This window comes from Blastococcus sp. SYSU DS1021 (genome assembly GCF_054050995.1).
In genome coordinates this window covers 95,875-121,727 of sequence record NZ_JBJHAL010000012.1, presented here as the reverse complement: position 1 = coordinate 121,727, position 25,853 = coordinate 95,875, and the positions used below count along the sequence as shown (strand labels likewise).

Here is a 25,853-nt window from a genome sequence, read left to right as displayed (position 1 = left end):
TCCTGCAGGTACTGCGCGCGGACGTGCCGGATCTGGCCGAGCCGGCCCTCGGCCACGAGCTTGCGGGCCAGCCCGATCGCGGGCACCCGCCGGTAGGTGAAGCCCACCATCGACCGGACGCCGCGGGTCGCGGCCTTCGCCGCCGCCTCGGCCATCGCCTCGGCCTCGGCCACCGTGTTGGCCAGCGGCTTCTCGCAGAGCACGTGCTTGCCGGCCTCGAGCGCGGCGATCGCGATCTCGGCGTGGGTGTTCCCGGGGGTGCAGACGTCGACCAGGTCGACGTCCTCGCGCTCGACGACGCGGTGCCAGTCGGTCTCGGTGCTCGACCAGCCCAGCTTGCCGGCGGCCTCGGCGACCTTGGCGGCGTCCCGCCCGGCCAGCACGGTCAGCTCCGGCCGCAGCGGCAGGTCGAAGAAGTGGGGGGCGGTGCGCCACGCGTGCGTGTGCGCGGCGCCCATGAAGGCGTAGCCGATCAGGCCGACGCCGAGGGTACGGGTCATCTGCTTCTCCCAGCGGGGGTGGAGCAGCGGGGGAACGCGCTCGCTCCCCCGCTGCCCCGTCGGATCAGGACTCGAACGCGCGGTCGATGTACTCGTCGACGTTCTCGGCCGTGACGACCGGCGCGTTGAGCACGATCTCCCGCGGGACCTCGGGCGAGACCAGGTCCGACATCGACTTGCCCTGCGCGATCAGCCGGGCCAGGCGGATGCCGTCGGCGGCCTGGGTGTGCGGGTAGATGACGGTCGCCTGCAGCACCGAGTCCCCGGACTGGATCTCCCGCATCGCGTTCGCCGAGCCGGCGCCGCCGACCATGACGAACTCGTCGCGGCCGGCGTTCTGGATGGCGGCGAGCACGCCGACGCCCTGGTCGTCGTCGTGGTTCCACAGGGCGTCGATCTGGGGTGCCGCCTGCAGCAGGTTGGCCGCGGCCTCCTCGCCGCCCTCGACGGTGAAGTCCGCCGCGACCCGGTTGTCGACGTCGAGGCCGCAGTCGGCCAGCGCGTCGGCGAAACCCTGGCTGCGGTCCTGGGTCAGCGGCAGCGAGTCGATGCCGGCGATCTCGGCGACGACGGCGTCGGGGTTGTCGCCGACCTGCTCGCAGATGTAGGTGCCGGCGGAGACGCCCATGCCGTAGTTGTCGCCGAGGACGGTGGCGCGGGCGGCGAACGGGCTGTTGAACTCGCGGTCGACGTTGATGACCGGGATGCCGGCCTCCATCGCCTGCAGCGCCACCGGCGTCATGGCAGCGCCGTCGAACGGCAGCAGCACGATGGCATCGACACCCTCGTTGATGAAGGTCTCCACCTGGCTGATCTGCGTGCTGACGTCGTTGGTGCCCTCGGCGACCTGCAGGTCGATGTCCTCGTACTCGCCGGCCGCGTCCCGTGCCGCCTCCGTGATGCCGGCCATCCAGCCGTGGTCGGCGGCGGGCGCGGAGAAGCCGATCCGGACGGTCTCGCCGGTCTCGTCGTTGGAGCTGGCCGCGGCGCCGGTGCCGCCGCCACCACCACCGCCGGAGCTCTCCGGCTCGTTGCTGGTGCAGCCGGCGACGAGAACGGAGGCGCCGGCCAGGGCGACCGCGGTGGACATCAGACGACGGTGGGGGCGCTGCCTCGCTGCAGACATGTATCTCTCCTCGGTGTGCCACGTCCGGCGGGTCGCCGGCAGGTTCTGGGGGGTGGGGAAGTCAGTGCATGGGGATCAGGGGGCGGAGCCGGTGCCGGGCCGGTCGCCGCCCGGCGCGCCGGGCACGCTCGAGCCGCCGGACACCGCGCCGGCCGGGGTGCCCCCCGCGACCGCGCCGCCGGACGACGACTCGCCCCGGCCGGAGCGCAGGCGGGACAGCCAGCCGGAGCCGCGGCGCCCCTCGGCCAGCCGCGTCTGCAGCAGGACGGCGACCACGATGATCACGCCCTGCGCGACGGCCTGGACCGAGCTGGACAGGTTGTTGAGCGTGAAGATGTTGCCCAGCGTGATGAGGATCAGCACGCCGAGGACGGTGCCGACGATCGTGCCGCGGCCACCGGTGAGCAGGGTGCCGCCGATGACGACGGCGGCGATCACCTGGAGTTCCAGCAGCGTGCCGTGGGTGGAGGTGCCGGTCGTCGTCCGCGCCATGAGCATCACCGCGCCGATGCCGCAGGTGACGCCGGAGAGCACGTAGAGCTTCAAGGTGTGCCACTGCACGCGGATGCCGGCCAGCCGGGCAGCCTCGGCGTTGCCGCCGACGGCGAAGGTGTGCCGGCCGAAGGTCGTGCGGTTGAGCAGGACCCAGCCGGCGACCGAGACGAGCGCCCAGATGATCACCAGCATCGGGATGCCGAGGACGTCGCCGGTGAAGAAGTCGAGGAAGCCCTCGTTCTGCACGATCTGGGTGCGGCGGTTGGCGATGATCTCGGCCAGGCCGCGGGCCGAGACCAGCATGGCGAGGGTGGCGATGAAGGCCACCAGCCGGCCGTAGGCGATGACGATCCCGTTGACCAGCCCCGCGCCGGCGCCGACCGCGATCGCCGTGAACACCATGACGATCCAGTGGAAGTCCTCGGCCATGGCCTGGGTGGCCAGCGTGGTCGCCCACACCGACGACAGCGCGACCAGCGCGCCCACCGAGAGGTCGATGCCACCGCCGATGATCACGAACGTCATGCCGATGCTGACCACGCCGACGACCGCGGCCAGCCGCAGGATGGTCAGCACGTTGTTGATGTCGACGAAGCGTTCCGGCGCGGTGACCGCGCCGACGATGCAGAGCAGGGCCAGCGCGACGACGAGGCCGACCAGCGGCCCCGCCGACCCGGCCATGAAACCGGCGCGCCTGCCGCCGTTCCCCTCGGGCGCGCGGCCCTTCGGCGTCGCGGGCGCGCCCGCTCCCCCGGTCGTCGCGGTGCTGCCGGTCATGCCACGTCCCCTTCGTGCTGCTGTGCGGTGGGCTGCTGCCGGTCGCCGCGCTGGCGCGGGCCTACCGATCCCTCCATGACGAGGTCGAGCACGGCGTGCTCGTCGAGCGCGTCGGCCGGCCGCTCGGCGACGACCGATCCGTCGGAGATCACCAGCACCCGGTCGGCCAGGCCCAGCACCTCGGGGATCTCGCTGGAGACCACGACGACGGCGACCCCGCGGTCGGCCAGCTCGCGGATCAGCGCGTAGATCTCCGAGCGGGCGCCGACGTCGACGCCGCGGGTGGGCTCGTCGAGGAGCAGGACCCGGCAGTCGCGCAGCAGCCAGCGGGCGAGGACGACCTTCTGCTGGTTGCCGCCCGACAGCGTCCGCACCTCCCGGCTGACGTCGCCCGGGCGGACGTCGAGGGCCTGCGCCTGCTCGCGCGCGGCGTCCTTCTCGTTGCTGCCGGAGAGGAACCCGCCGCGGGCGAACCGGGCCAGGCTGGCGATGCTCATGTTGCGGTAGACGGCGTCGCCGAGGAGCAGCGCCTGGCTCTTGCGCTCCTCGGGGGCAAGCCCGACGCCGGCGGCCACCGCGGCGGAGACCCGGCCCGGGCGCAGCCGCTGGCCCGCCACCGAGACGGTGCCGCCGGTCGCCCGGCGCGCGCCGTAGACGGTCTCGAGGATCTCCGAGCGCCCCGAGCCCACCAGCCCGGCGAGGCCGACCACCTCGCCCGGGCGGACGTCGAAGGACACCCCCCGGAACGTGCCGCGCAGGCTCAGGTCGCGCACCGAGAGCAGCGGCTCCGCGGCGGGGACGGCCCGGCGCTCGGGGAAGACGTACTCGATGTCGCGGCCGGTCATCAGCTCGATCACCTGGCGGGTCGTGGTGTCCCGCACCGGCAGCCCGGTGGCCACGGTGCGCCCGTCCTTGAGCACGGTGATCCGGTCGCCCACCTCGCGGATCTCCTCGAGGCGGTGGGAGATGTAGACGACCGCGACGCCGTCGCGGGTCAGGTCCCGGATCACCTCGAACAGGTGCTGGACCTCTTCGTTGTCCAGGACGGCCGACGGCTCGTCCATGACGATCAGCTGCGCGTCCTGGGAGAGCGCCCGGGCGATGCTGACCATCTGCTGCGCGGCGGCGGGCAGCGAGCCGACCTCCGCGGTGGGCCGGATCTCCGGGTGGCCGAGCCGGGCCAGCAGCTTGCCGGCGGCCTCGTTCGCCGGCGCCGGCCGGGCGAGGCCGAACCGCGACCGCTCGCGGCCCAGGAAGATGTTGTCGGCCACGGTGAGGCCGGCCACCAGGTCGAGCTCCTGGTAGATGGTGGCGATGCCGTGCTTCATCGCCACCTGCGGGTTGGTCAGGGAGACCGGCTCGCCGCGCCACTCGATCCGCCCGCCGTCGGGCTGGTGCGCGCCCGCGAGCACCTTGATCAGGGTCGACTTCCCGGCGCCGTTCTGCCCGAGCAGGCAGTGCACCTCCCCGGCCCGCACATCGAGATCGACGCCGTCGAGCGCGCGCACCCCCGGAAACGTCTTGACGATGCCGTGCATCGCCAGGAGCGGCGCACCTCCCGCGCCGTCGTGCCCCACCGGTGCACCGGCCACTGCGCCCACCTCCGGTACTTCTGCTCACCATTGACCATTAGTCCGCTGAGCGAGCAACATATGTGCCGCGTCACAGGGGGTCAAGGTTCCGGGCGCCGGTTACCGAACCGAGACCTCGACGCCGGCCCGGGCGCGCTCCTCGCCTTCCGCGCCAGCCGGACCGCTACCGTGCGGCGCGTGATCGTCGTGCCGGCCGCCGTCGCCGTCGCCCTGCTGGCCGGCCTGGCCGTCTTCCAGGCGGCGCTCGTCGCCGGCGCCCCGCTCGGCCACCTCGCCTGGGGCGGGCGCCACCGCGTGCTCCCCCGCCGGCTGCGCATCGGCAGCGCGCTGTCGATCGCGCTGTACGCGCTCTTCGCGCTCACCATCCGGGCGTCCGCCACGCAGCTCACCGTGCCGGGCGCCGCGGGGGGCGTGAACGCCGGGATCTGGGTGCTGACGGCCTACTTCGGACTCGGCGTGGCGGTGAACGCCGCGTCGCGCAGCCGGGCGGAGCGCGCCGTGATGACCCCGGTGTGCCTGGTCCTGGCGGCCTGCTGCCTCGTGCTGGCCCTGCAGTCCTGAGGGCGCCGGTCAGCGCGCCAGGGCCTGGACCGAGTCCTCGTCCAGGAACTCCTCGATCGCCATGAGCGCGGCACCGACGCGGCCGGAGCGCTCGGGAGCCTCGCTCACGGTGATCTCCAGGGCGCGGGCGGCCAGCGGCATCGAGCGGCGGTAGACGGCCTCCCGGATGCCCGCGAGCAGCGGGACGCCGGCCTGCGCCACACCCCCGGTCATGACGATGCGGTGCGGGTTGAAGAAGTTGACCAGCGCGGCGAGCACCGTGCCGATCGTGCGCCCCGCGCCGCGGACCAGCTCCAGCGCCACGCCGTCCCCCTGGGCGGCGAGCCGCACGACCTCGCGGACGGTCTCCACCGGCAACCCCGCGGCGACGGCGTCCCGCAACAGCGCGCCGCCGCCGGCGATCGCCTCCAGGCAGTTCTCCTGCCCGCACCGGCACACGACGGTGCGGCCGTCGGGCTGGGCGACGTGGATGTGCCCGATGTCGCCGGCGCTGCCCTGCGCCCCCCGGTACACCCGACCGTCGACGATCACGCCGCAGCCGATGCCCGTCCCCACCTTGACGACCAGCACGTCCTGCACCGAGCCGGCGACGCCGATCTCCCCCAGCGCCATGACGTTCACGTCGTTGTCGACGTAGACCGGGCACTCGTACCGGCCGAACGCGCTGGGGATCGGGTAGTCGTGCCAGCCCGGCATGATCGGCGGATGCGAGGGTCGGCCGGTCGAGAACTCCACCGGGCCGGGCACGCCCACGCCCACCGCGCAGACGTCGCCCGCCGTCAGCCCCGCCGCGGCGAGCACCTGCTGGGCCAGCCGGTCGACCTCCGCCAGCACCGGCCCGGGGCCGTCGGCGATGTCGATGGGGTGGCCGACGGTCGCGAGGATCTGGGCGGACAGGTCGGTGACGGCGACGTCGACGCTGGTCACCCCGAGGTCGACGGCGATCACGCAGCCGGCGCCGCTGTTGAAGCGCAGCAGCGTCGGCGGGCGGCCGCCGGTGCTCCAGCCACGCCCGCCCTCCGCCAGCAGGTTCGCGGCGATGAGCTGATCGACCCGTGCGCTCACGGTGTTGCGGGAGGCGCCCGTCAGCGCGACCAGGTCCGCCCGGCTCCGGGCGCGGCCGGTCCGCACGTGACGCAACAGCACGCCGGCAGACGCAGAGGTGGACGCCACGCCGTCATAGTGACACGCCGCGCCCGCACCGCCGGTGGCGCGAGGCCGCCACACGCACACGTCGGGCACGGGGTTGCCCGACGTGTGCGGGGGCACTGGTCGGGTCATGCTGGTTGAGCACTGGACCAGCTCCACCGACCAGAAAGGTGTGCTCCCGTGGGTCTGCCCATCACCCTGTCCGAGATCCCACCCCGGCTCTCCGCCGGCGCCTTCATCCTCAACAGCGGCCTCGGCAAGCGCGGTGCCGACGAGCAGGCGGCGGCCGGCATGCACGGCTTCGCCAGCGGCACGTACCCGTTCCTCGCGCGGATGGAGCCGCAGCAGTTCGCGAAGGCGCTGTCCACCGCCGAGATCGCCGTCGGTGCGGCGCTGCTCACGCCGTTCGTGCCCACCGCCGTTGCCGGCGCTGCGCTCACCGCCTTCTCCGGCGGGCTGCTCGGGCTCTACCTGAAGACGCCGGGCATGCGGAAGGAGGGCAGCCTCGCCCCCACCGAGCAGGGGCTGGCGATCGCCAAGGACAGCTGGCTGCTCGGCATCGGCATCGGCATGCTGGTGCGCGGCACCCTCGAGCGCGAGCCGCGGCGGGTGCGCAAGGCCGCGAAGACGCTCGACAAGGCCAACAAGCGGGCCGCGAAGGCCCGCCGCCGCCTCAGCGACTGACCTCCCCGGGAGGCTCCTCCCCGGGCAGGTTCACCAGGCCGACCAGCCGGCGCCGGCGCTCGTCGCCGGGCCGGTTGGCCAGCCGTGCCTGCAGCACCCCGCGGAGTTCGGTGAGCAGCTCGTCGAACTCGGCGTCGGTGAGCCAGAGGCCGACCTGGCGGTAACCGACCCCGTCGCGCACCAGGTCGGGCTCCCCGCGGTCGAGGTAGCGGTCGAAGTCCGCCAGCAGCGAGGCGACGAACGTGGTGAACGCCCGCCGGTGGTCCTCGCCCGTCATGGTGGCGAGGTCGTCGGCCGATACCTCCGCCGCCGACGACACCAGGCGGTAGCTGCGCTCCGCGGCGCCGCGGACCCTCCGCTCCCCCACCACCTCGAGCACCCCGGCGTCGGCGAGGACGCCGACGTGCCGGTAGAGCGACGCGACCGGCACGTCGGGCAGCGCGGAGCGCACCTCTCCCGTGGTGAGCGTGCGGCCGCCGAGGAAGGCCTGCACCACGCGCAGCCGGACGGGGTGCAGCAGCAGGTCCACCGAGTTCACGCGCTCACCGTTCTCATCCTTGACAACAGTCTCACGCGTGAGAATAGTGTCCGCCATGGCCACGCTGCAACTGACACCTTCCACCGTCGCGGTGCGCCTCACCCTCGGCGAGAAGATCGCCGGCCTGCTACGGGACGTGGAAGTGCCGCGCTCGGCGGTCCGCTCGGCCGAGGTGGTGGCCGACGCCCTGCCGGCCACGCGCGGCCTGCGCGCCCCCGGCCTGGCCCTCCCCGGTGCCCGGAAGATCGGCACCTGGCGGCGCCCCGGCGAGCGCACGCTGGTCTGCGTGCGCCGGGGGCAGCCGGCGGTCCGCGTCCGCCTGACGGGCCAGGGGTACGACACCCTGCTCGTCGGCACCGACGACGCCCCGGCCGTGGCCGCCGCGCTGCACCCGGTCGCCTGACGTGCGCGACGTCCCGGTCCAGATCCCCGGCGCCACCCCGCTCGCCGGCACCCTCTCGCTCCCCGAGGCAGCACCGCCCGCGCCCGCCGTCCTGCTGGCGTCCGGCTCCGGCCCGCTCGACCGCGACTCGAACCACCGCCGCGCCCGCTTCGACGTCACCCGCCAGCTGGCGCACGCCCTGGCCGGGGCGGGCATCGCGTCGCTGCGCTACGACAAGCGCGGGGTCGGCGGCAGCCCCGGCGACTGGCGGGCCGCCGGTCTGCACGACAACGTCGAGGACCTGGCCGCCGCGCTCGACGTCCTGCGCGCCCGGCCGGAGGTCGACCCGGAGCGGGTGCTGCTCGCCGGGCACAGCGAGGGCGCGATCCTCGCGGCCTCGCTCGCCGCCCGCGGCGCGCCCGTGGCCGGGCTGGTGCTGCTCGCCATGAGCGCCACCCGCGGCGAGGAGCTCTTGCGGTGGCAGGCGCGGCAGATCGCGCCGACCCTCCCGGCGCCGGTGCGGTTCCTGCTCCGCCTCCTGCGCACCGACCTGGAGGCGAAGGTCGCGGCCAACCACGCACGGGTCAAGGCCACCACCACCGACGTCGCCCGCATCGGCGGCGCCCGGGTCAACGCCCGGTGGACCCGGGAGTTCCTGGCACATGACCCACGGGAGGACCTCGCCCGGATCACGGTCCCGGTCCTGGCGGTCACCGGCGCCAAGGACCTGCAGGTGCGGCCGGAGGACCTGGCGGTGGTCGCGGCCACCGTGGGCGGGCCGGTGGAGACGCACCTGGTCCCCGACCTCACCCACACGCTGCGCCGGCAGGCCGGGCCGGCGTCGATGAGCGCCTACCGGAAGGAGCTGCGGTCCCCCGTCGACGCGGAGCTCCTCGCCACCGTCGCCGACTGGTGCCGGCGGACCACCCGCCCCTGAACGCGGGACGGGCGGGCACCCTGGGAGGTCCCGGGGTGCCCGCCCGCCGCCGGGCCGGTCTGCTCAGCGGACGCCGAGCAGGTGCTCCATCGCCAGCTGGTCGAGCCGCTCGAACTGCAGCCCGCGGGCACCCAGGGTCTCCGGGTCGTGGGCCTCGTTGCGCAGGGCGTCGAGGCTCTCGCCCTCGGCCAGGGTCGGCACGGCGAGCTCGGCCACGCGCGCGGCCTCCAGCGCCTCGGCGACCTCGGGATCGGCCCGGAACGCCTGCGCCTTCTCCTTGAGGATCAGGTAGTTGCGCATGCAGGCGCGGGCGGTCTCCCAGACACCGTCGATGTCCTCGGTCCGCGGCGGCTTGTAGTCGAAGTGCAGGTAGCCGTCGTAGGCCTTCCCCGACCCGGAGCCGAGCAGCGTGTCGACGGTCCAGAACGCCCCGCGCAGGTTGCCCGCGCCGAAGCGCAGGTCCTGGTCGAAGCGCGGGCCGTGCTGGCCGTTGAGGTCGACGTGGAAGAGCTTGTCGTGCCACAGCGCCTGGCCGATGCCCATGGCGAAGTTGAGCCCGGCCATCTCCTCGTGCCCGACCTCGGGGTTCAGCCCGACGCGGGTCGGCTCCTCGAGCTCGTTGATGAAGGCGATCGCGTGGCCGATGGTCGGCAGCAGGATGTCGCCGCGCGGCTCGTTCGGCTTGGGCTCCAGGGCGAACCGGATGTCGTAGCCCTTCTCCCGCACGTAGGAGCAGAGCAGGTCCAGGCCCTCCTTGTACCGGTCCAGCGCGGCGGCGACGTCCTTGGTGCCACCGGACTCCGCACCCTCACGTCCGCCCCACAGCACGTACGTCTTCGCGCCCAGCTCGGCGGCCAGGTCGATGTTGCGCAGCACCTTGGCGATGGCGTACCGGCGGACGGCGCGGTCGTTGGCGGTGAAGCCGCCGTCCTTGAACACCGGGGCGCCGAACAGGTTGGTGGTCGCCATCTCCACGCCCATGCCGGTCTCGGCCAGCGCCTTCTTGAACCGCTCGAGAGTGGCGTCGCGGGTGGCGTCGTCGGGCACCAGGTCGTCGTCGTGGAAGGTGACGGCGGCGGCACCGAGCTCGGCGAGCCGGTGCACCGACTCCACCGGGTCCAGCGGGGGCCGGACGGCGCCGCCGAAGACGTCGACGCCCTGCCAGCCCACGGTCCAGAGACCGAAGCTGAACTTGTCGTCCTTGGTCGGGGTGTAGTCGGTCATGCGGGGATCTCCATCCGGGTCGATCGGTTGGCTGCACTGCGCGCGAGGGCCTCCGGCACACGCTGGATCGCGCGGCCCGGGGCGGACGAGGGGGTCGGCTGGTCGCCGGTGGTGGGGTGGGCCGCGGAAGAGGGGCCGGTGGCGGTCATCGGGCCCCGGCGCCTGTCGGCGTGAGCGAGGGCACCGGCACCAGCGTCGGGTCCTCGAGGACGGACTCCAGGGCGACGTGCGCGCCCCCGCGGACGGCCGCGGTGAACCCCAGGGTGGAGAGGACGACGCGCGCACCGGCGACGCCGGGCCCGAGCACACGGGCCTCCAGCTCGGTGAGCAGCGGCTCCATGAGGTACTCCCCCAGCACCGCGAAGTACCCGCCGAGGATGACCACCCGGGGGTTGAAGAGGTTGATGAGCACGGCGGCGCCGGTCCCGAGGGAGGTGCCGACCTGCCGGAGCGCGGCGAGCGTGCGGGCGTCACCGGCCTCGGCGCGGGCAGCGACCTCCGCCAGCCGCGCCTCCAGGTCACGGCCCGGATCGGCCACCGGGTCACCGGGATCGGCGGCCGCGCGCAGCAGGGCGGCCAGGCCGACGACGGTCTCCCAGCAGCCGCGCCGCCCGCAGCCGCAGACGGCGTCCGGATCGCCGAGCGAGGTGTGCCCGACCTCGCCGGAGAGCCCACCGGCTCCGCGCAGCAGCCGGCCGCCGACGATCACGCCACCGCCGACACCCACCTCACCGGTCAGGTAGACCAGGTCGGAGGTCCGCGCCTCGGAGCCCATGGCCCACTCGGCGATGGCCGAGAGGTTGGCGTCGTTCTCGACGCGGATCGGGAAGTCGGTGCCCAGGGGGGCGCGCAGCCCGTCGTGGAGGGCGAGGTCGCGCCAGCCTTTGTTCGGCGCCAGGGTCACGACGCCGTCGAGGCTGCGGACCAGGCCGGCGACCGCCACGGACAGGCCGGCCGGGCTGGCCCCGGGCGCCGCGGCCGCGGCGACCGCGTCGGAGACCAGGCCGGCGACCGCGTCCAGGGTGCGTTCGGCGCCGAGCGCGGGGAGGTCGAGCGCGAGCCGCTGCTCGAAGAGCACCTCGCCCCGCAGGTCGAGCACGAGCGCGGCGGCGTAGTCGACGTTCAGCTCGACGCCGATGCCGCACACGCAGGCGCCGTCCAGGTGCACGGTGAGCCCCGGGCGCCCCACCGAACCGGCGCGGTCGACCTCCCCGGTGGTGACCAGGCGACGGTCGGCGAGCTCGGCCACCAGGCTGGACACCGTGGCCTTGTTCAGGCCGGTCTCCTGGGCGATGCGGGCGCGGGAGCGCGGGCCGTGGTCGCGGAGGTGCCGCAGGACCAGCCCCAGGTTGGTGCGGCGCACCGTCGCCTGGTCGGCCGGAGCGCGCCGTTCGGAGGACCCGTCGTACAGCGGTGGAACCTCGCCCACGTCCACCTCCTCGGGGTCGCCGCCGACATTCGTCGGTTGAGCAAACAAATTAGGGGCCGCCGGTCGGGCGGTCAAGACGGACCGCCGCCGCGCCGGGCGCCCGGGGCAGGACCCTCCGCCGGGCGCGACGGGCGGAGGCGGCCTAAGGTCCCCTTCCCATGACCGCCGTGTGCGCTCCGCCACCCGCTCCCCTGCCCCTCCCCGCTGCCTCGGGACGGGAGCACGTCCGATGACGCTCGTGGCGGGCGTCGACACCTCGACGCAGGCGTGCAAGGTCGTCGTCCGGGACTCCGACTCCGGCGAGCTGGTCCGGTCGGGGCGGGCGCCGCACCCGCCCGGCACCGAGGTGGACCCCCGTGCCTGGGAGGAGGCGTTCCGGGCCGCGGCCGCGGAGGCGGGCGGCCTCGACGACGTCGCCGCGCTCGCCGTCGGCGGGCAGCAGCACGGCATGGTCTGCCTCGACGAACGGGGCGAGGTGGTCCGCGACGCGCTGCTGTGGAACGACGTGCGGTCGGCCCCGGCGGCGGCGGAGCTGATCCGCGAGCTCGGCGACGGCGACGAGCAGGCCGGCCGCCAGGCGTGGGCCGATGCCGTGGGGCTGGTGCCGGTCGCGTCGTTCACCGCGACGAAGCTGCGCTGGCTGGCCGACGCCGAACCCGGCAACGCCGACCGCACCGCCGCCGTCTGTCTCCCCCACGACTGGCTGACCTGGCGGCTCTCGGCCGACCGCGACCTCGGCACCCTGGTCACCGACCGCGGCGACGCCAGCGGCACCGCGTACTGGTCGGCCCGCACCGGCGAGTACCGCCTCGACCTGCTCGAGCGCGCCATGCGCGGGCGGCGCCCGGCGGTTCCGCGCGTGGCCGGGCCGGCCGAACGGGTGGGCAGCCTCGCCGGCGGTCACGGCGTCCTCGGCCCCGGCACGGGCGACAACGCCGCGGCCGCGCTGGGCCTGGCCGCGCGACCGGGCGACGTCGTCGTCTCGATCGGCACCTCCGGCGTCGTCTCGGCCGTCACCCCCACGGCCGTCGCCGACGTGACCGGCACCGTCGCCGGATTCGCCGACGCCACCGGCAACCACCTCCCGCTGGTGGCGACGCTCAACGCCGCCCGCGTGCTCGACGCCGCCGCCGCGCTGCTCGGCGTCGACCACGCCACCCTGTCGGAGCTGGCGCTCTCGGCTCCCTCGGGCGCCGACGGGCTCGTGCTCGTGCCCTACCTGGAGGGCGAGCGGACGCCGAACCTGCCCGACGCCACCGGCTCGGTGCACGGCCTCACCCTGCGCACCTCCACACCGGCGCACTGGGCCCGCGCGACGATCGAGGGCCTGCTGTGCGGCCTGGCCGACGGCATCGAGGCGGTCGTCGCCCAAGGGGTGGAGGTCGAGCGGGTGCTGCTGATCGGCGGCGCCGCCCGCTCACCCGCCGTGCAGCAGCTGGCCCCGGGCATCTTCGGCCGCCCCGTCCTCGTACCGGCCCCCGGCGAGTACGTCGCCGACGGTGCCGCGCGACAGGCCGCCTGGGTGCTCTCCGGCGCCGACGCCCCGCCGGAGTGGGCGCAACCGGGGCTGCAGGAGTTCGACGCGCCGGCAGCCACGCACGTCCGCGAGCGCTACGCCGAGGTGCGGGGCCGCACCGACGGCCAGTAAAGGGACCCCGTCCTCCTCACCGCTCGCAGGCTCGCGGTGAGCCTCTGGACGGGGCCGTTCCAGTGCGTCACCGCCCACCATCCGCTCCGCTCGTGGCGGGTCCCTGAAGGGTGGCCGTTCCAGCACGTCACTCCCACACCTCGCTCCGCTCGTGGCGGTGCGACCACGCGGTGCGGCAGCGGTGTCCGGCGCGTCCGGCTGCCGCACGGCGCGGACGAGGCGGGATGGTCAGAACGAGCGGAGCAGGGCGGCGAGCTGGGCCGGGTGCGTCTGCACCGTCATGTGCGCCGCACCCGGCAGCTCGACCAGCCGGCCCCGCGGCGCGGCCGACGCCACCCGTGCCGCCCAGTCCGCGGGGCAGAGCGCGTCCCTATCGCCGCGCACGACGACGACCGGCGCCGCGACCCGGGCCAGGCGCCCCTCGATGCCGTCGGGCGCGGCCACCCGCCACAGGGCCCCCATCGCGCGCGGTCCGGTGTGCAACCACTGCCGGACGATGAGCGGCACCTGCCACCAGGGCTCGGCGAGGGCCGTGCGCACCCAGCGGGCGGCCAGCACCCGGAACCGGCGCATCCGCGGATCGGTGGTCGGCCCGCACAGCACGACCCCCGCGACCCGGGGATCGCCCGCGGCCGCGGCCACCACCTGGCAGCTCTGGGAGTGCCCGACCAGGACCACGGGCCCCGCCGGCAGCGCCGCCACCAGGTGCCGCGCCAGGTCGTCGACCGACGGCACCTCCGCGGCGCGGCCCATGCCCGGCAGGACGACGACGTCGACGGGAACTTCTGCCCGCAACCTGCGGGCAGAACGTTCATCCAGCCCGAGACCGGGAACGAGAAGGACCGACACCGATCGTGGCACCCGGATGGTCTACCGGCCCCGCGCCCGGCCCGCGAGCCGACCGAGGGGTCCGCGGCGTGACACGCATCTCCCGGGGCGCTCACGACCGGCGTGGGCCGAGGTGGAAGGATGAAACATCATGACGACATCACCAGCGCAGGCGCAGGCCCCGATCGACTCCCCCGGCGGCCGGCCGCGCGTCGTCATCATCGGCTCCGGCTTCGGGGGTCTCTTCGCCGCTCAGGCGCTGAAGAAGGCACCGGTCGACGTCACGCTGATCGGCAAGACCGCCCAGCACCTCTTCCAGCCGCTGCTCTACCAGGTGGCCACCGGCATCCTCTCCGAGGGCGAGATCGCGCCGGCCACCCGCGAGATCCTGCGCCGGCAGAAGAACGCCCGCGTCATCCTCGGTGAGGTCACCGACATCGACGTGGCCGCCCGCACGGTGACGTCGGAGATCCTCGGCCGGAAGCTGGTCCACCCCTACGACGAGCTGATCGTCGCGGCGGGCGCCGGGCAGTCGTACTTCGGCAACGACCAGTTCGCCGAGTTCGCGCCGGGCATGAAGAGCATCGACGACGCCCTCGAGCTCCGCGGCCGGATCTTCGGCGCCTTCGAGCTGGCCGAGATCGCCAAGGACCCGGCCGAGGTCGACAGGCTGCTCACCTTCGTCGTGGTCGGCGCCGGCCCCACCGGGGTGGAGATGGCCGGGCAGATCGCCGAGCTGGCGCGTCGCACGCTGCGGCGCGACTTCCGCAACATCAACCCCACGGGCGCACGGGTCATCCTGCTCGACGCCGCCCCGGCGGTGCTGCCTTCCTTCGGCAAGAAGCTGGGCGAGCGCGCCCGGCGGCAGCTCAACGAGATCGGCGTCGACGTGCAGCTCGGCGCGATGGTCACCGGTGTCGACGCCGACGGCCTGGAGGTCAAGGACACCGACGGCCAGGTCCGCCGCATCCAGGCGGCCACCAAGATCTGGGCCGCCGGCGTCCAGGCCAGCGAACTGGGCCGCATGCTCGGCGAGCAGACCGGCGCCGAGGTCGACCGCGCCGGCCGCATCTCCGTCCAGCCCGATCTCACGCTGCCGGGACACCCGGAAATCCACGTGGTCGGCGACATGATGGCGCTGGGCAAGCTGCCCGGCGTCGCCCAGGTCGCCATCCAGGGCGGCCGCTACGCCGCCGAGGCGATCGAGCGGCGGGCGACCGGCAAGAAGCCGCAGGAGCCGTTCAAGTACTTCGACAAGGGGTCGATGGCCACCATCTCGCGGTTCTCGGCCGTCGCCGACATCGGGAAGTTCAAGTTCAGCGGCTTCATCGCCTGGGTGCTGTGGCTGGTGGTGCACCTGATGTACATCGTCGGCTTCAAGAGCCGCCTCACCACGGTGCTGCACTGGATGGTCAGCTTCCTCGGCCGCGGCCGCTCCGAGCGGGTGGCCACCCAGCAGCAGGTCTACGGCCGGCTCGCCCTGGAGCAGCTGGGCCCGCGGTGGGAGGTCTCCAAGACCGGCGGGCCCAAGGACGTCGACCCGGCCGGTGAGGACGCCACGCAGCGGGACTCCGCCTGACCGGTACACCGGCCGGGTGATCCCTCCCCCGGCCGGTGCATATCCGGGTCGGGGAGGGTAGCGGCCCCCTCGTGGCAGGACGACGAGGTCAGGCAAGTGCAGCCCGCTCGCAGACACCCCTGTGGCTGTGGCCGGCGATCGCCGGGGTCACCGCGGCCGCCGCGGGCTGGGCCCTGGGCATGGTGGAGCCCCGCGGCGGCGTCCTCGCGGCGCTGTGGCCGGCCGACACCAGCGCCGCCGGCACGCTGCTCCAACTGGTGGCGACGGCTGCGGTCACCATCACCACCCTGACCTTCAGCATCACGATCGTGGCGCTGCAGCTGGCCTCGCAGCAGTTCTCCCCCCGACTGCTGCGCGACTTCACCCGCGACCCGGTCACCAAGCGGGTCCTGTCGGTGCTGACCGCGACGTTCGTCTTCGCGATCACCGGGCTGCGCGGGATCAACCAGGACCAGCCGGTGCCCACGCTCGTCTGCCTGGCCGCCGCGCTGCTCGGGATCGCCTGCGTCGGTGCCCTGCTGGCCTTCATCAGCCACATGGTCCGCATGCTCCGCGTCGACACGATGATGACGCGCGTCCACAACGACGCCCGGCGGGCGATCGAGACGTTCTACGGCCCGTACGCCGACCACGGGCAGCGGTCGCCCGACGAGATCGACCTGGAGACGGCCGAGGGACGGCTGGTTCCCGCGGCCGGCAGCGGCTTCGTGGAGGTGGTGGACACCGGGACGCTGGTCGATGCCGCCCGGGCGCACGACACCGTCGTCCGCGTCGAGGTCCGGCCGGGCGACCAGGTCACGATGGGCACGCCCCTGGGCACGGTGTGGGGCGCGTCCGAGGAGCTCGACGACGCCGTCCGGGCCGCCGTGGTGCTCAACAACGAGCGGACCATCGACCAGGACGCCGGCTTCGGGTTCCGCCAGCTGGAGGACATCGCCGTGAAGGCCATGTCCCCGAGCGTGAACGACCCGGTCACCGCCGCGACGGCGATCGGCCACATGGGCGATCTGCTGGTCCGGCTCACCGGCCGGCACCTCGGGCCCACGCTGCACGAGGACGAGGACGGCACCGGCCGGGCGATCGTCCCCGACCGGGACCTGCGGTACTACCTCGATCTCGCCTGCGGTCAGGTGGCGCGCTTCGGCGGGAACGAGCCCACGCTGATCACCGCCCTGCTGCGGATGCTCCGCGACGTGGCCGTCGCCTGCCGGGACGGCGAGCAGCGGGCGGAGGTCGCCCGGGCCGCCGACCTGGTCGCCGGGGAACTCTCGCCGGACTGGAGCCCGACGGACACCGCGACCGTCGAGCTGCACCGCGAGCAGGTCACCGCTGCCCTCGAGGGGCGGACCGTCGACGCGTTCGCCGACCGCGCCGGCGAGACCCGCTCGATGTGAGCGGCGGGGGTCAGACCCGGCCCAGCCACCACTCCAGCGCCGCGGCCACGCCCTCGGGCCGGACCACGTGCCCGCCGTCGAACTCCACGTAGGTGAGGTCCTCGCCCGCGTCGCGGAAGCCGGCCGCCAGGCGCCGGCCGCACCGCGCGACCGGCAGCACCCGGTCCTCCGTGCCGTGGGTGATCCACAGCCGTGGTCGGCCGACGCGCGCCGGCGGGTGCGCGAAGCCCGGCGAGAACGCGAGGACCGCGTCGAACAGGTCCCCGTTGGCCGGCCCGATCGACAGCGCGTAGGAGGCGCCGTCGGAGAACCCGCCCACCGCGCACCGGGTGACCGGCACCCGGTCGGTCACCTGCGCCAGCGCCGCGTCCAGCACCGCGACGTCCCGGCCGAGCCGGCCGGCGACGAGGTCCCAGGTGGGGGCGCCGGACCGCGGCGCCAGCACCAGCACCCCGCGCGCGCCGGCAGCGGCACCGACCGCCGCCAGGCTCTGCGCGGGCTCGCCTCCGGCGCCGTGGAAGAAGACCAGCAGCGGGCGCGGTGCCGGCTCGCCCGCCGGGACGGCCAGCAACACCTCCGCGCCGCCTCCCAGGTCGAGCGCGTGCACCCCGGGCGGCCACGGCTCCCCCGTGGGTGCCACGACCGGCCGGCTGCCGAGGCGGCCCGCGGCGTGCCCCGCCCCGGTCATGCGTCGAACGCCGCGACGGGCACGTGCTCCTCGGCCCGCTCCAGGTGCAGCGGCTGCAGCGGCGTGGTGTCGTCGAGGTAGAGGAAGGCGTCGTAGCGCTCGCCCAGCACGGTGGCCACGTAGTTCCCCCACTTCTCCCGCGAGGACCGGTACACGACGCCGATGGCGCGGTGGTCCAGCCGCCGGCGCAGCCACTCGGGCTGGTCGCCGCGCGGGAAGACGAACAGCGCGTCCTCGCCCAGGGCGTCGTGCAACCGCGCCTCGAGGCTGCCCGACCGCGCCGGCGGGACCGCCATCCGCTCCATCTGCGCGCCCCACTCCCGGCCGGCGACCACCCCGCCGCGGTACCCGCCGAAGCCGACGAGGACGACGTCGTCGGCGCCGTGCCGCTCGCGCAGGAGCTGACCGACGTTCGTCATCCCGGCGGCGGCCATGTCGGTCGCCCGGGCGTCCCCGATGTGGGTGTTGTGCTCCCACACGACCACCTTGCGGCCGGTGTGCGCGAGGAGCCGGTCGAGGGTGTCGACCATGTGCACGTCGCGGACGTTCCACGACTCGGCCGACCCGCGGATCATGGCCCGGTAGTAGCGCTCGGCATCGACCACCACCGCGGCGTTCTGCTCGGCGGAGAACCGCGCCTCGGCGTCGGCCCCGGACTCCGCACGGCCGCGCTCCTCGCACAGCGACCGCAGGAGGTCGACCGCGGCCTGCTCGCAGGAGGAGGGGGTGAACCGGCTGGCGAAGGCGTACTCGGCACCGTCCTCGCCGAAGGGCTCGAAGCAGGCCAGCGCCTGCTTGGCCTGGTCGACGTGCTGGGGCTCGTGCTCGGCCAGCCAGCCGACCAGCGCGTGCATGGACTCCCACAGGCTGTAGACGTCGATGCCGTAGAAGCCGACGCGCGCGTCCTCCGGCAGGCCCGCGTTGTGCTCGCGCAGCCAGCGGCAGAAGTCCACGACGTCGTCGTTGGCCCACATCCACGTGGGCCACCGGGAGAAGGCGTCGAGCGCGTCGCGCGGATCGGCGTCGGCGTCCTCCCGCAGCCGGACGCTGCGGTTGACCCGGTAGCAGTCGGGCCAGTCCCCCTCGACGGCGACCAGGCCGAAACCGTGCTCCTCGACCAGCCGCCGGGTGAGGGCCGCCCGCCAGGCGTAGTACTCGTGGGTGCCGTGGCTGGCCTCGCCGATCGCCACGATCCGCGCGTCGCCGACGCGGTCGAGGAGCGGGTCGAGGTCGGCCGCCGTGCGCAGCGGGCGGGCCAGGTCGCGGATCTGCTCGCCGAGTCGGTCAGCCATCGGGTCTCCCTTCGCGCACGACGGCGGCGGCGACCTCGCGCAGGTCACCGGTGCGCCGCCAGACGGACCGTTGCCGAGCTGCGGAGGTACCCCGGCGGAACAGCCGCTGCACCAGGTCGCGGACCTCGGCCTCGTCGCCGCGGTCGGCGAGGTCGTCGGCGAGCTCGGCGAGGAGTGCCTCGACGGCGGCGCGGGCGTCGACCAGGACGCCGGCGACCGGGTCGAACAGCTGCCCGCCGATGCCGTCGCGCGCGGCCCGCCAGCGAGCGGCACGCAGCAGCTCGGTGCGCACCGCGGGCACCGCCTCACCGCGCTGCGCCCGCTCGGCGAGCACCCGGACGAGCGAGCGGACCAGCGCGGCGTGCAGCACGGCGTCGTCCAGGTCGGTGCACACGTCGGCCAGCCGGAACTCCAGCGTGGGCAGGTGCGACGACGGCCGGACGTCCCAGTACAGGTGCGACGCGTCGCCGATCACGCCGGCGTCGACCAGCCCGGTCACGACCGCCCGGAACCGGTCGGCGGAGCCGAGCGCCTCCGGGATCCCGGCGTGCGGCCACCGCCCCCACAGCAGCGTCCGGTAGCTCTCGTAGCCGGTGTCGGCGCCGTCGTGCAACGGCGAGCTGCCGGTCATGGCCAGCAGCACGGGCAGGTAGGGGCGGACCCGGTCGAGCACGGCCACCGCCGTGTCCAGGTCGGGCACGCCCACGTGCACGTGGCAGCCGCAGATGTCCTGCCGCTGCGCGAGGCCTGCCCAGCGCTCGACCATCGCCTCGTAGCGGGGCCCCGGGGTGATCACCTGCTCCTGCCAGCCCGCCGCGGGGTGCGTCGAGGCCGGCAGCAGCGCCACCCCGGCCCCCGCCGCGGCGGCGCGCGCCTGCGCACGGGTGCCGGCGAGCTCGGCGCGCACCTCGTCCAGCGAACGGCACACGCCGGTGGCCGTCTCCAGCTGCGTCGTGCTGATCTCCGGGTGGACCCGCTCCCCGAACTCGTGGCGCACCGCCGCCGCGGCGAGCCCCGGGCTCTGTGCCAGCCGGTAGGTCTGCGGGTCGACGAGGTGAAACTCCTCCTCCACCCCCACCGTGGCGCCCACGACGCCCGGGGGGCGACCGGAGGACTCCACGCGCGCTCCTGCGGGGCCGCGGCCGGGACGTCCGGCGCTGCCGGGCGCCCGGGCCTGGGGTCGGCTGCTTGCCCAGCCGCAGGGCCACCGTACGGCCGGGCCGGCCCGGCTGCACCCGAGGCGCCCACGCCCCGGGCCCCACCCGGAGTGGTGGTATCCGATCGCCCGGCGTCCCCGGCGGCCCGGTGACCAGCGAGGATGGACCGCAACGGGGAGGAGGCGCGGTGCAGACCGGACGACGGATGCCCGCGGCGCTCCTGGCGGTGGTCTACGCCGTCAGCGGTGCGCTGTGCTGGGTGGGCGCTGCCGCGCCGATGGACGACGCCACCCCCGTGGGCCTGCTGCAGGTGCTGGGCGCCGTCGGGCTGGGCGCCGGCGCCGGGCTCGGCGTCGCCGGGGTCCGGGCGCGCCCGTGGGCCCTGCACGGCGCGGTGGCCCTGCTGTCGGTGCTCCTCGGGGTGCTCGCCTGGCGGTCGGCCACGGCCGTCGGTGTGGTCGGCCTGGGCCCGGCGATGATCGGCATCGGGCTGTACGCCGCGCACTTCCTGCCGCTGCCCGCCGCCCGGGTGCACGCCGGCCTGGTCATCCTCTCGGGCAGCGTCGGTGCCTGGGCCGCGGCCCCGTCGGGCTTCCTGCCCGCCTGGCTGCCGGTCGTGGCGTCGGTCGCCGTGCTGACCGAGGTGCAGGGGCGGCTGGCGCGGCAGCTGCGCCGTGCCGCGGGCACCGACCCGCTCACCGGCGTCGCCAACCGCCGCGCGTGGGAGGAGCAGGCCGCCGGGCACCTGTCGCGTGCGGCGCGCACCGGGGAACCGCTCAGCTTCGCGATCCTGGACCTCGACGACTTCAAGGGGGTCAACGACCGGGACGGCCACCGCGCCGGCGACGAACTCCTGCGCGACCTCACCGCCAGCTGGAGCGGCCGGCTGCGCCGCGCGGACCTGCTGGGCCGCTACGGGGGCGACGAGTTCGTGCTCTGCCTGCCGGCGACCGACGAGGAGGCGACGCGGGAGCTGCTGGAGCAGCTCGACCGCACGCATCCCGCCACGTGGACGGCCGGGGTCGCGCAGGCCCGTCCCGGCGACGACGTGACCGCCGTGCTCGCCCGCGCCGACGAGCAGCTCTACCGGAAGAAGCGCAGCGGCCGCACCGGGTGACCGGCGTGCGGGCCGGCGTCAGCCGCGGCGCCAGTCGTCGGCCTGGAGGTGCGACCCCGCCATCGGGCCCATCTGCAGCATCCCGCCGTCGACGGCCCAGGACGCCCCGGTGACGTAGCCGGCGGCCGGCGAGGCGAGGAAGGCGATGACGGCCGCCACCTCGCGGGCGTCCCCCGGGCGGCGCAGCGGCACACCGGGCCGCTCGTGGCCGGGAGCGGTGGGGTCCTCGTCCCCCTGGCCGGTCATGGGGGTGGCGATCTCGCCCGGCGCGACGGAGTTCACGGTGATGCCGTGCTCCGCCAGCTCGAGGGCGGCCACCTTCGTGAGCAGCCCGAGCCCGCCCTTGGCCGCGCAGTAGCCGGCCGCACCGACCCGGGGGGCGTGCTCGTGCACGCTGGTGACGTTCACGATCCGCCCGCCGCCCCCGGCCGCGACCATCCGGCGCGCGGCGCGCTGGAGGCAGAGGAACGCACCGTCGAGGTCGGTGGCCAGCACCTCGCGCCAGGTGTCGAACTCCAGGTCCAGCAGCGGCGTCATGTGACCGGTGCCCGCATCGTTGACCAGCACGTCGAGGCCGCCGAGGGCATCGGCCAGCTCGTCGACGACGTCGGCGGCGCCGGGCAGCCGGGTCAGGTCCAGGTGGCGGACCTCGGCCCGCCGGCCCCGTGCGCGCACCTGCTCGGCGGTCGCCTCGCCGGCCTCGCGGTCGCGGTACCAGGTGATGCCCACGTCGCAGCCCTGCTCGGCCAGGGCCACCGCGACGGCGCGCCCGATGCCGGACTCCGATCCCGTGACGAGCGCGACCCGCCCGCTGCCTGCGGTCATGGCAGCGACGCTAACGATCCCGGAACAGGCCCGCAGCGCGATGGGTCCCGGCCCCCCGCTGGGTAGGGGTGGAGCATGGACGCCACCCGATCCCTGCTCGCCCGGCTCCTGCTCGCGTTCGCCGCCGTCCTGCTCACCACCACCGGCTGCGTGGTCGTGGACACGTCGTCGCCCGGCACCGGCACCGGCTCCGCGCCCGAACCCGACGAGCCACCGTCGGCCGAGGACGGCGACGTGGAGGACCGGATGGCCCGGGACGTCCTGGACCGGGTGAACGACGAGCGGGCGGCGCGGGACCTGCCGCCGCTGGAGTGGGACGAGGAGCTGGCGACCGTCGCGCGCGAGTGGAGCGAGCAGATGGCCGAGAACGACCAGATCGAGCACCAGGACATGCGCGAGGTGCTCGATCTGGAGGAGCTGGACGGCTACGCCGGGATCGGGGAGAACGTGTTCACCGCATCGGCGCCGGTGCCCGCCGGGACGGCGCACGTCGGGTGGATGCGCTCCGACGGCCACCGGGTCAACGTGCTCAACCCGGGCTGGGACCGCATCGGCATCGGCTTCCACTGCGCCCCCGACGGCTCGGTCTGGGGGACCCAGCAGTTCGGGCGCACGGTCGGCTCCGACCGCCCCGAGGTCAGCCGGGAGACGCCGCCGGAGGAGCCGATCGCCCGGCCCGAGGAGGACGGCCCCAGCTGTGGTTGAGGCGCGGGAGCGGGTCCGCCGGCTGCGGCGGCGGCTGGGCGAGGGCTACCGGCGGGTGCCCGAGCCGGCCCGGCGCTTCCTCGCCTGGCTGCGCAGCCCGGAGTTCCTCACCACCAGCTCCAGCCTCGCGTTCTACGCGATGGTCTCGCTGCCGCCGATGGTGCTGCTGGGCTTCTGGGGAGCGGGCCTGGTGGTCGACCAGTCCGCGCTGCAGGACCTCGGCACCGAGGTGGACGCCCAGGCGCCCGACCAGCTGCCGGTCGCCGACGTGCTGCGCGCGCTGATCGACGTCGCCGCCGAGACCGGGCCGGTGGCGGCGGTGGCGGCGGTCTGGCCGGCGACCACCTACGGCGCCGCCCTCGCCCGGGCGTTGAGCGAGGTGGCGCCGCGGTCGGAGCAGCGGATGCGCGGCTGGAAGGGCCGGCTGCTGGCGCTGGCGATCATCGCCGTGCTGCCGGTGGCGGTGTTCTCGGGGCTCGCGGCGCTGTACCTGGTGCCGCGGCTGCTCGGGTCGGGGACGGCGGTGCGCATCGCGATGGGTCTGGGGTCGCTGGCGCTGCTCGGCGTGCTCATCGGGCTCGTCTACGCACTGTTCCGCCTGTGGGAGACGCGGATCAGCGACGTCGTCGTCGGCGCCGCGACCGCGACCTGCCTGGTCGCCGCCACTACCGGCGGCTACCTCGTCTACCTCGAGTACGCCGACTTCACCGCGCGCTACGGGGCGACGGCGCTGGCGACGGCGGTGCTGCTCGGGCTCTGGCTGCTGCTCGGCAACGCCGCGCTGATCGCCGGGTACCGCGTCATGGCCCGCCGGGTGCACGCCCGCCGTCCCCGGGACCCGGGGCCGGACGACGCCCGGGACCGAGCCGGGGACCACCTCGGCGACCGAGCCAGTTCCCGCGCCACGGACCAGGCCGGGGACCGGGCAGCGGACGCGGTCGGTTCCCGGACCGCGGACCGGGCCGGCACCGGTGACCGGGAGCCGGCGCGGCGGTGAGGCCGCCTCGGTTCCTCGGCGCCGCGGAACGGTCGTAGCCGCGGCCTAGCGTCCCGGGTGACCCCACCGGCCCGGCGGAAGGCGGACGGCCATGACCAGCGGCACCCCCACCCCCGGCGGCACGGCGGCCCTCCCCGCCGAACGGGCCGATCTGCTCGAGACCCTCTCCACCCACCGGCACTTCCTCCGTTTCACCGTCCACGGGCTCACCGACGAGCAGGCACGGCAGCGGCCCACGGCCAGCGAGCTGACACTGGGTGGCCTGATCAAGCACGTCGCCGCCACCGAGGCGGCGTGGGCACGGTTCGTGGTCGAGGGCACCGAGGCGATGGCCGCCCCGGCCGACGCAACGCGCCGCGATGCGTGGGCGCAGGAGTTCCGCCTGCTCCCGGAGGAGACCCTCGACGGCGTGCTGGCGCGGTACGCGGAGGTCGCCCGGCGCACCGACGAGCTGGTGCGCACGCTGCCGGACCTCGACGCGTCCCACCCGCTGCCGGAGGCCCCGTGGTTCGAGCCGGGGGCGCACCGCTCGGCCCGCCGCGTCTTCCTGCACATCGTGGCCGAGACCGCCCAGCACGCCGGCCACGCCGACATCCTGCGGGAGTCCCTGGACGGGCAGAAGACGATGGGCTGAGGCTCCTCGTCCGGCCGGTCCGCCGGCGCCTCGGCCTCCGCCGCGCCACGGGCGACAGGCCGGTTCAGCCCGGCCCGTCGCCCGCGAGCTCCTCGGCGTGGGCGACGGCGCGATCCCGCAGTTCCGCCGCGTCCTCGGCTTCGCGCTGGGCGGCGTTCTGCCGGCGCTGCGCCCGCTTGAGGACGGCGGCGGCCTCGCCGGCGGCCCGCTCGGCCTCGGCGAGCTCGTCGGCCAGCTCCTCGACGCGCGCCTGCAGGGCACCGCGTCGCTGCTCGAGCTGCTCCACCTCGCGGCGCTGCTCCGCGGCAGCGGCGGCTGCCTCCTCGGCGGCCGCGGTGGCCTCCTCCGCGGCGGCCCGGGCACGGGCCAGCTCCCGGCGGCGCTTCTCCTCCTCGGCCCGGCGGCGTTCCTCCCGCTCCCGCTCCCGGCGCTCGGCAGCGGTGGGGCCGGTCGGCCTCTCCTCCCCCGCCGTCCGCGCCGCCGCGTTCCTCGCCGGACGGGTCGGGGACCCCGACGACCGGACCAGCCGCAGCGCCGGACGCGGTGCGACGGTCCCCAGCCCGCTGTAGGACATCGCTCCGGTCAGCCGGCCGGTGAGCAGTGCCGCCCCGGCGTCCGGATCCGCCATGGCCGCGCGCAGGGTCTCCTCCACCTGACCGGACACCGACGCGCTCACCGGGTGGCCACGCTCGCGGGCGAGGGCGGCGGCCTGCCGGGTGAGCGCGTTCAGCAACTGGCCGCGCTGGGTGTTCAGCGCCCGGAGCTCGTCCCCGGCCAGGTTCTCCTGGGCCCCGCGGAGCAGGTCGCCCAGCTCGACCAGGCCCTCGATCTCCTCGCGGTGGGCGCGGACGAGCAGGTTGCAGACCCAGGCGGCGGTCGACGGCTTGGGCAGCGCCGCGATCTCCTTGGCCAGCGCCTTGTCCCCCGCGGCCCTGGCCTCGCGCTGGCGCTCCGTGCGCAGGGCGACGAACTCCCCGGGGGCGGCCTCGTACAGCTCGTCGGCCACCTCGTCGAACTCCACGCCCCTCCCCCAGTGCTACGAACTCGTGGTGATCGGCACCTGATCACCACGAGTTCGTAGCATTCGTGGCCGCGGGACGCTCAGCAGCAGGCCGCGGCGAGCCGGGCGTCGCTGTCGGAGTCCTCCGTCCGGCAGCAGGCGCCGTCCCCGCTGACGGCGGAGAGCTCGGCGGCCGTCTGCCCCTCCAGGTCGGGGCGCGCGTCCGCCTTCACGGTGTAGACCTCCCACGGCTCGCCGCCGGGCCCGGTCACCCAGACCTTGTCCTGGACGGCGTAGCAGCAGGTGGTGTCCGCCTCCGGCCGGGTCGCCAGGCCGGCGTCGGCCAGCCGGTCGGTGGCCGCGGTGACCTCGTCGGTGGAGGCGACCTCCACACCCAGGTGGTCCATGCGGGTGGGCTCCCCCGGCACGCCCTCGAGCAGCACCAGCTTCAGCGGCGGCTCGGCGACGGCGAAGTTCGCGTAACCGGGCCGCCGCTTGGCCGGGGCGGTGTCGAAGAGCCGGGAGTAGAAGTCGACCGCGGCGTCGAGGTCGGCGACGCGGAGGGCGAGCTGCACGCGGGACATGGTTCCTCCTC

General features: G+C 75.1%; 26 protein-coding genes. 11 read left to right on the top strand and 15 right to left on the bottom strand.

Annotated elements, in window-relative coordinates; genetic code table 11:
- The 4 genes from ACI8AP_RS11360 to ACI8AP_RS11345 all read right to left on the bottom strand — a co-directional run.
- A partial coding sequence (locus ACI8AP_RS11360; RefSeq protein ID WP_456589447.1) for a Gfo/Idh/MocA family protein occupies positions 1–500 on the bottom strand: 500 nt, incomplete at its 3' end.
- A gap of 64 nt (positions 501–564) precedes the next feature.
- Positions 565–1,590, bottom strand: coding sequence for a substrate-binding domain-containing protein (locus ACI8AP_RS11355; protein ID WP_456589446.1), 1,026 nt, complete (start codon positions 1,588–1,590; stop codon positions 565–567).
- Positions 1,591–1,701: 111 nt separating this feature from the next.
- A complete protein-coding gene (locus ACI8AP_RS11350; RefSeq protein ID WP_456589445.1) occupies positions 1,702–2,898 on the bottom strand; it encodes an ABC transporter permease in 1,197 nt (398 codons plus the stop codon).
- Positions 2,895–4,490 carry a sugar ABC transporter ATP-binding protein gene (locus ACI8AP_RS11345; protein ID WP_456589444.1) on the bottom strand — a complete coding sequence of 532 codons (1,596 nt, stop codon included), beginning with the start codon at positions 4,488–4,490 and terminating at the stop codon, positions 2,895–2,897. Before ACI8AP_RS11345 ends, ACI8AP_RS11350 begins: the two co-directional genes overlap by 4 nt.
- A gap of 177 nt (positions 4,491–4,667) precedes the next feature.
- Between ACI8AP_RS11345 and ACI8AP_RS11340 the strand changes: the two genes are divergently transcribed.
- The gene (locus ACI8AP_RS11340) at positions 4,668–5,051 is read left to right on the top strand and encodes a hypothetical protein (protein WP_456589443.1); all 384 of its coding nucleotides are present in this window, start codon (positions 4,668–4,670) and stop codon (positions 5,049–5,051) included.
- Between the two features lie 9 nt (positions 5,052–5,060).
- Here the strand turns inward: ACI8AP_RS11340 and ACI8AP_RS11335 are convergent, their stop codons facing one another.
- Positions 5,061–6,197, bottom strand: coding sequence for an ROK family protein (locus ACI8AP_RS11335; protein WP_456589442.1), 1,137 nt, complete (start codon positions 6,195–6,197; stop codon positions 5,061–5,063).
- 183 nt (positions 6,198–6,380) lie between these two features.
- Between ACI8AP_RS11335 and ACI8AP_RS11330 the strand changes: the two genes are divergently transcribed.
- Positions 6,381–6,884, top strand: coding sequence for a hypothetical protein (locus tag ACI8AP_RS11330; RefSeq protein WP_456589441.1), 504 nt, complete (start codon positions 6,381–6,383; stop codon positions 6,882–6,884).
- On the opposite strand, the gene ACI8AP_RS11325 is transcribed toward ACI8AP_RS11330, so the two are convergent.
- The gene (locus ACI8AP_RS11325; protein WP_456589440.1) at positions 6,874–7,422 is read right to left on the bottom strand and encodes a helix-turn-helix domain-containing protein; all 549 of its coding nucleotides are present in this window, start codon (positions 7,420–7,422) and stop codon (positions 6,874–6,876) included. The two genes, ACI8AP_RS11330 and ACI8AP_RS11325, sit on opposite strands and share 11 nt — an antisense overlap.
- Positions 7,423–7,459: 37 nt before the next feature.
- Here ACI8AP_RS11325 and ACI8AP_RS11320 point away from each other — a divergent pair, with 37 nt between their 5' ends.
- Complete coding sequence (locus tag ACI8AP_RS11320) at positions 7,460–7,825, top strand: hypothetical protein (RefSeq protein WP_456589439.1); 366 nt, start codon at positions 7,460–7,462, stop codon at positions 7,823–7,825.
- A 1-nt stretch (position 7,826) separates the two neighbouring features.
- On the top strand, positions 7,827–8,741 hold the full coding sequence (locus ACI8AP_RS11315; protein WP_456589438.1) for an alpha/beta hydrolase family protein: 915 nt from the start codon (positions 7,827–7,829) through the stop codon (positions 8,739–8,741).
- A gap of 63 nt (positions 8,742–8,804) precedes the next feature.
- Here ACI8AP_RS11315 and xylA read toward each other — a convergent pair whose 3' ends face one another.
- A complete protein-coding gene (gene xylA / locus ACI8AP_RS11310) occupies positions 8,805–9,965 on the bottom strand; it encodes a xylose isomerase (RefSeq protein ID WP_456589437.1) in 1,161 nt (386 codons plus the stop codon).
- Between the two features lie 145 nt (positions 9,966–10,110).
- Complete coding sequence (locus tag ACI8AP_RS11305; protein WP_456589436.1) at positions 10,111–11,394, bottom strand: ROK family transcriptional regulator; 1,284 nt, start codon at positions 11,392–11,394, stop codon at positions 10,111–10,113.
- Positions 11,395–11,623: 229 nt separating this feature from the next.
- Between ACI8AP_RS11305 and ACI8AP_RS11300 the strand changes: the two genes are divergently transcribed.
- Entirely contained in the window at positions 11,624–13,042 is a 1,419-nt protein-coding gene (locus ACI8AP_RS11300; RefSeq protein WP_456589435.1) for a xylulokinase, read from the top strand.
- 228 nt (positions 13,043–13,270) lie between these two features.
- Here ACI8AP_RS11300 and ACI8AP_RS11295 read toward each other — a convergent pair whose 3' ends face one another.
- A complete protein-coding gene (locus tag ACI8AP_RS11295) occupies positions 13,271–13,891 on the bottom strand; it encodes an alpha/beta fold hydrolase (protein ID WP_456589449.1) in 621 nt (206 codons plus the stop codon).
- 130 nt (positions 13,892–14,021) lie between these two features.
- On the opposite strand from ACI8AP_RS11295, the gene ACI8AP_RS11290 reads away from it, so the two are divergent.
- Both ACI8AP_RS11290 and ACI8AP_RS11285 read left to right on the top strand, forming a co-directional pair.
- The gene (locus ACI8AP_RS11290; protein ID WP_456589434.1) at positions 14,022–15,449 is read left to right on the top strand and encodes an NAD(P)/FAD-dependent oxidoreductase; all 1,428 of its coding nucleotides are present in this window, start codon (positions 14,022–14,024) and stop codon (positions 15,447–15,449) included.
- A 71-nt stretch (positions 15,450–15,520) separates the two neighbouring features.
- Entirely contained in the window at positions 15,521–16,843 is a 1,323-nt protein-coding gene (locus tag ACI8AP_RS11285) for a DUF2254 domain-containing protein (RefSeq protein WP_456589433.1), read from the top strand.
- 10 nt (positions 16,844–16,853) lie between these two features.
- On the opposite strand, the gene ACI8AP_RS11280 is transcribed toward ACI8AP_RS11285, so the two are convergent.
- From ACI8AP_RS11280 to ACI8AP_RS11270, 3 genes are read right to left on the bottom strand one after another with little or no spacing between them, the layout of a single operon-like run.
- The gene (locus tag ACI8AP_RS11280) at positions 16,854–17,531 is read right to left on the bottom strand and encodes an alpha/beta hydrolase (protein ID WP_456589432.1); all 678 of its coding nucleotides are present in this window, start codon (positions 17,529–17,531) and stop codon (positions 16,854–16,856) included.
- Positions 17,528–18,823, bottom strand: coding sequence for an erythromycin esterase family protein (locus ACI8AP_RS11275; RefSeq protein WP_456589431.1), 1,296 nt, complete (start codon positions 18,821–18,823; stop codon positions 17,528–17,530). Before ACI8AP_RS11275 ends, ACI8AP_RS11280 begins: the two co-directional genes overlap by 4 nt.
- Positions 18,816–19,943 carry a carboxylate-amine ligase gene (locus tag ACI8AP_RS11270; RefSeq protein ID WP_456589430.1) on the bottom strand — a complete coding sequence of 376 codons (1,128 nt, stop codon included), beginning with the start codon at positions 19,941–19,943 and terminating at the stop codon, positions 18,816–18,818. The genes ACI8AP_RS11275 and ACI8AP_RS11270 overlap by 8 nt, the downstream gene beginning before the upstream one ends.
- Positions 19,944–20,167: 224 nt before the next feature.
- On the opposite strand from ACI8AP_RS11270, the gene ACI8AP_RS11265 reads away from it, so the two are divergent.
- Positions 20,168–21,097, top strand: a complete 930-nt coding sequence (locus ACI8AP_RS11265) for a GGDEF domain-containing protein (RefSeq protein WP_456589429.1) — start codon at positions 20,168–20,170, stop codon at positions 21,095–21,097.
- Between the two features lie 18 nt (positions 21,098–21,115).
- On the opposite strand, the gene ACI8AP_RS11260 is transcribed toward ACI8AP_RS11265, so the two are convergent.
- The gene (locus tag ACI8AP_RS11260; protein WP_456589428.1) at positions 21,116–21,922 is read right to left on the bottom strand and encodes an SDR family oxidoreductase; all 807 of its coding nucleotides are present in this window, start codon (positions 21,920–21,922) and stop codon (positions 21,116–21,118) included.
- Positions 21,923–21,997: 75 nt separating this feature from the next.
- Between ACI8AP_RS11260 and ACI8AP_RS11255 the strand changes: the two genes are divergently transcribed.
- The 3 genes from ACI8AP_RS11255 to ACI8AP_RS11245 all read left to right on the top strand — a co-directional run bounded on the left by ACI8AP_RS11255 (position 21,998) and on the right by ACI8AP_RS11245 (position 24,258).
- Positions 21,998–22,627 (top strand): CAP domain-containing protein, encoded by a 630-nt coding sequence (locus tag ACI8AP_RS11255; RefSeq protein ID WP_456589427.1) that lies wholly within the window; start codon positions 21,998–22,000, stop codon positions 22,625–22,627.
- Positions 22,620–23,624 (top strand): YihY/virulence factor BrkB family protein, encoded by a 1,005-nt coding sequence (locus ACI8AP_RS11250; protein ID WP_456589426.1) that lies wholly within the window; start codon positions 22,620–22,622, stop codon positions 23,622–23,624. Before ACI8AP_RS11255 ends, ACI8AP_RS11250 begins: the two co-directional genes overlap by 8 nt.
- 91 nt (positions 23,625–23,715) lie before the next feature.
- Complete coding sequence (locus tag ACI8AP_RS11245; protein ID WP_456589425.1) at positions 23,716–24,258, top strand: DinB family protein; 543 nt, start codon at positions 23,716–23,718, stop codon at positions 24,256–24,258.
- A gap of 64 nt (positions 24,259–24,322) precedes the next feature.
- Here ACI8AP_RS11245 and ACI8AP_RS11240 read toward each other — a convergent pair whose 3' ends face one another.
- Both ACI8AP_RS11240 and ACI8AP_RS11235 read right to left on the bottom strand, forming a co-directional pair.
- Entirely contained in the window at positions 24,323–25,279 is a 957-nt protein-coding gene (locus tag ACI8AP_RS11240; protein ID WP_456589424.1) for a hypothetical protein, read from the bottom strand.
- 80 nt (positions 25,280–25,359) lie between these two features.
- Positions 25,360–25,842: an ArsI/CadI family heavy metal resistance metalloenzyme gene (locus tag ACI8AP_RS11235; protein WP_456589423.1), complete on the bottom strand. Its 483-nt coding sequence runs from the start codon at positions 25,840–25,842 to the stop codon at positions 25,360–25,362.
- Between the last annotated feature and the right edge of the window lie 11 nt (positions 25,843–25,853).